We start from the raw sequence: 4,379 nt of genomic DNA on the forward strand, positions 1-4,379 counted from the left end.
CGCCGCTGCCCGTGCCGAGATCGAGCACGGCAGGATGCGGCAGCCCGTCGATTGCGTCGAGTGCGGCTTCGACAAGCAACTCGGTTTCGGGGCGCGGGATCAGCACGTCGGGCGTCACGTCGAACGGCCGGCCGAAGAATTCGCGCATTCCGACCAGCTGCGCGACGGGCTCGCCGGCCACGCGGCGTGCTTCGAGCGCGCGATAGCGTTCGACCGCGGCCGCATCGAGCGGCGCGTCGCCGCGCGTGATCAGTTGCGTGCGGGTCCAGCCGAGCGCGTGCGCGAGCAGCACGCGCGCATCGACCGCGTCGAGCGGGGACGCGCGCAGCAGTTCGTCGGCGGTGGTGTCGGACATCGCGGCCTCAGTCGGTTTCGCCGAGCGACGCGAGCAGCTCGGCCTGATGCTCGCTGGCAAGCACGCTGATCAGTTCGTCGAGATCGCCGTCCATGATCGCCTCGAGCCGATACAGCGTCAGGTTGATCCGGTGATCGGTCATCCGGCCCTGCGGGAAGTTGTACGTGCGGATCCGCTCGGAACGGTCGCCGGAGCCGATCAGGCTCTTGCGCGTCGCCGCTTCCTTTGCGTGCTGCTCGTGATACTGCTTGTCCTTGATGCGCGCGGCGAGCACCTTCAGCGCGCGATCCTTGTTCTTGTGCTGGGAGCGGTCGTCCTGGCATTCGACGACGATCCCGGTCGGGATGTGCGTGACGCGCACCGCCGAATCGGTCTTGTTGATGTGCTGGCCGCCCGCGCCGGACGCGCGGAACGTGTCGATCCGCAAGTCGGCCGGATTGATCTCGACCTCGCTGATCTCGTCGGCTTCCGGCATCACCGCGACCGTGCACGCGGACGTGTGGATGCGCCCCTGCGTTTCGGTCGCGGGCACGCGCTGCACGCGATGGCCGCCCGATTCGAACTTCAGCCGAGAATACGCGCCCTGGCCCGCGATCCGCACGATCACTTCCTTGTAGCCGCCGAGATCCGACGCGCTCTCCGACATCATTTCGACCTGCCAGCGCTGGCGTTCCGCGAAGCGCAGGTACATGCGCAGCAGGTCGCCCGCGAACAGCGCCGATTCGTCGCCGCCCGTGCCTGCGCGGATTTCGAGGAAGATGTTGCGATCGTCGTTCGGATCCTTCGGCAGCAGCATCTTCTGCAGCTCGGTTTCGAGGCGGGTCATGCTCTCGCGCGCGCTGCGGATCTCGTCTTCCGCGAAGTCGCGCATCGACAGATCGCCGAGCAGCTCCTGCGCGGCCGTCTCGTCGCTGCGCGACTGGCGCCACAGCGCGTACTGTTCGACCACCGGGCCGAGTTCCGCATGTTCACGCGTGAGCTTGCGGTACTGGTCGAGGTCGGCCGTGACGTTTTCGCGGCTCAGCAGGTCGTTCAGTTCGGCCAGCCGTGTGGACAGCTGGTCGAGCTTGCGTTGCATGCTCGTCTTCATGGTGTGGAGCGGCGCTCCCGGGCAAGGGGTATTCGGAAAGGATAGGCCGGCGCGCGGCCGGCGGCAGGGCGATCGGCCGGCGCTAGTGGCCGGACTGGTCGTTCGAGCGCGGTGCGTGCTGGTAGAAGCCGCGCATCAGGTCGATCAGCGAATCGCGATCGGCCCCGTTCACGCGGTTGAGCGCGCTCGTCGGGCCGTGGATCAGCTTGTTGGTCAGCGCCTGCGACAGCGCTTCGAGCACGGCGGCCGGATCGTCGCCGCGCGCGAGCAGCTTCTGCGCCTTGTCGACTTCGGCCCGGCGCAGCGCATCGGCCTGCGTATGCATGTGACGGATCACCGGCACGACGCTGCGCGTGTCGAGCCATTGCATGAAATTCTGCACGCGCGTTTCGATGATCGTTTCGGCCTGCGCGACCGCGGCCTGGCGCGATGCGTTGCCTTCGCGCACGATCGCGCCGAGATCGTCGACGGTGTAGAGGAACACGTCCTTCAGCTTGCCGACTTCGGGCTCGATGTCGCGCGGCACCGCGAGGTCGACCATGAAGATCGGCCGGTGGCGGCGTGCCTTCACCGCGCGCTCGACTGCGCCGAGGCCGATGATCGGCAGCGTCGACGCCGTGCACGACACGATGATGTCGAATTCGTGCATGCGGGTCGGCAGATCCGCGAGCGGCATCGCGCGGCCGTTGAAGCGTTCGGCGAGCCGCTGGCCGCGTTCGGCCGTGCGGTTCGCGACGACGAGTTCGCGCGGGCCTTGCGCGGCGAAGTGCGTCGCGCACAGCTCGATCATCTCGCCGGCGCCGATGAACAGCACGCGCTGATCGGACACTTTTTCGAAGATCCGCTGCGCGAGGCGCACCGCGGCGGCGGCCATCGACACCGATTGCGTGCCGATTTCGGTCGTGCCGCGCACTTCCTTCGCCACCGCGAACGTGCGCTGGAACAGCTGGTTCAGATAGGTGCCGAGCGCGCCGGCTTCCGTCGCGGTGCGGACCGCGTCCTTCATCTGGCCCAGAATCTGCGTTTCACCGAGTACCATCGAATCGAGGCCGGATGCGACGCGGAATGCGTGCCGGACCGCTTCCGACTGCGGCAGCGCATAGACGTGCGGCGCGAGCTCGTCGACCGGAATCCGGTGATACTCCGACAGCCAGCGGATCGCGCCTTCGCGTGCCGCGCGATCGTCTGTCGCGCAATACAGTTCGGTGCGGTTGCAGGTGGAGAGGATCGCCGCTTCGGGCGTATTGGGCGCCTGGGGGCCGAGAAACACCTTCTGGAACGTGACGAGAGCCGGCTTGATCTGCTCGAGCGGAAACGCCACGCGTTCGCGCAGGGCGACAGGCGCAGTGTGGTGATTGATTCCGATCGTGAGGAGTTGCATATCGAGGGCTATCGTTTAGCCCCATATTATAGCGTTTCAGCGATTTCCTCACTCGCCGCATACCGGGCATCAGCGTGGCGGGGCCGGGAATTTGGGGGCTCGATCGGCACGCGGTCGAGCTGATAGCCGTAGCCGTAGAGCGGCAGCAGCCGGTAGCCGTGCTCCGGGAGCAGCTGCAGCTTGCTGCGCAGCCGGGACGCGTGGGTATCGAGTGTGCGCGACTTCATGTCGCGGCGGCGTGCCCACACCGTTTCGAGGATATGCGCACGCGACACCGGTCGCGACAGGTTCGCGAACAGCAGCTGCGCGAAACGGAACTCCTTCGGCGTGAGTGAAACGATTGCGTCGCCGAAGCGAACGAGGCAGTGCGTCGCGTCGAACGCGTATTCGCCATACATTTCGCGCAAGCGGGCCGGCGGCCGGCGCACGCCGGCGCGCCGGCTCAGCGCGTTGACGCGCGCCAGCAGCTCGGGCCCGCTCACGGGGCGCACGAGGCAATCGTCGGCGCCCGCGTGCAGGCACGATACGATTTCGCTTTCGCGCGGCAACTGCATCACGGCGATGGCCGGCAGCCCGGGCAGGATCGTCTGCGCGCGCGGAATGACTTCCTCGGCCGGCTGGTCGCCGGCCCAGTTGCCGGTGATCAGCATGTCGCAGGTGTTGTCGGCGGCGAGCCACTCGAAGAATGCCGTGCTGGACGGAAACGCGTGGCACACATGACCGCCCGCAAAGAGCAGGCGGTTCAGGAGCGCGGCATGACGCGCGTCCGGATCGATCAGCGTGATTCGCATGAGAATTTCTTCAATACGGTAGCCGGTGCGCGCTTGCCATAACGTCGAGTCGGCCCCTACACTCGAATGTTCGCGGCACCCGGCTGGTCTCGGGTTCGATGGATGAATCGATGCTAGCCGCTGTCAACGTTCACGCCTATGGGACGAATCTGAATTTATAGAAGGCGTCGAATGAACTGGTTTGGAATCCTTGTCCTGGGAGCGGCCGTCGGGCTGTTCGGCCGATGGCTGCATCCGATGCGGCGCACGGGCCGGCCGGCGTGGTGGATCGCGGTGCTCGCCGGCATCGTCGGCGCGGCCGCGGCCCGCATGGGCGGCAATCTCTCGGGACTGTTTTACGATGGCGAGACGCTCGAATGGCCGGTCTGCACCGGCGTCGCGCTCGTCGCCGTAGCCGTGACGGTCGCGTTGTCGGCCCGTCGCTGAATGCTCTCAGGTGAAATCATGAATGCCCGTCTTCCCGAAGTCTCGCCGGTGCCGGCCCGCCTCGCGCTGCTGCGTGGCGCCATGGCCCGCGAGAACCTGGCCGCCTATCTCGTGCCGTCCGCCGATCCCCATCTGTCCGAGTATCTGCCGGAGCGCTGGCAGGCCCGCCGCTGGCTGTCCGGCTTCACGGGCTCGGTCGGCACGCTGGTCGTGACCGCGGATTTCGCCGGGCTGTGGGTCGACAGCCGCTACTGGGTGCAGGCCGACGCCGAACTGGCCGGCACGGGCGTGCAACTGATGAAGATGACGGGCGGGCAGCAGAGCGCGCCGCACGTC

Annotated in this window: 5 protein-coding genes and 1 pseudogene; 2 read left to right on the top strand and 4 right to left on the bottom strand. The window is 67.1% G+C overall.

Features of this window, described 5'->3' with window-relative positions; all coding sequences use genetic code 11:
• From JYJ84_RS29475 to JYJ84_RS29490, 4 genes and pseudogenes are all read right to left on the bottom strand, one after another.
• Window positions 1-355: pseudogene (locus JYJ84_RS29475) on the bottom strand (protein-(glutamine-N5) methyltransferase, release factor-specific); the annotation flags it as partial.
• 7 nt (window positions 356-362) lie between these two features.
• On the bottom strand, window positions 363-1,445 hold the full coding sequence (prfA, locus tag JYJ84_RS29480) for a peptide chain release factor 1 (RefSeq protein WP_174958810.1): 1,083 nt from the start codon (window positions 1,443-1,445) through the stop codon (window positions 363-365).
• Window positions 1,446-1,527: 82 nt separating this feature from the next.
• Window positions 1,528-2,826 (bottom strand): glutamyl-tRNA reductase, encoded by a 1,299-nt coding sequence (gene hemA / locus JYJ84_RS29485; RefSeq protein WP_122944356.1) that lies wholly within the window; start codon window positions 2,824-2,826, stop codon window positions 1,528-1,530.
• 26 nt (window positions 2,827-2,852) lie between these two features.
• Window positions 2,853-3,617, bottom strand: a complete 765-nt coding sequence (locus JYJ84_RS29490) for a response regulator transcription factor (protein ID WP_122944357.1) — start codon at window positions 3,615-3,617, stop codon at window positions 2,853-2,855.
• A 171-nt stretch (window positions 3,618-3,788) separates the two neighbouring features.
• Between JYJ84_RS29490 and JYJ84_RS29495 the strand changes: the two genes are divergently transcribed.
• Both JYJ84_RS29495 and JYJ84_RS29500 read left to right on the top strand, forming a co-directional pair.
• Complete coding sequence (locus tag JYJ84_RS29495) at window positions 3,789-4,043, top strand: hypothetical protein (protein ID WP_122944358.1); 255 nt, start codon at window positions 3,789-3,791, stop codon at window positions 4,041-4,043.
• 18 nt (window positions 4,044-4,061) lie between these two features.
• A partial coding sequence (locus JYJ84_RS29500; protein ID WP_205189830.1) for an aminopeptidase P family N-terminal domain-containing protein occupies window positions 4,062-4,379 on the top strand: 318 nt, incomplete at its 3' end.

Source organism: Burkholderia sp. LMG 13014 (assembly GCF_905232215.1).
Taxonomy (GTDB): Bacteria; Pseudomonadota; Gammaproteobacteria; order Burkholderiales; family Burkholderiaceae; genus Burkholderia.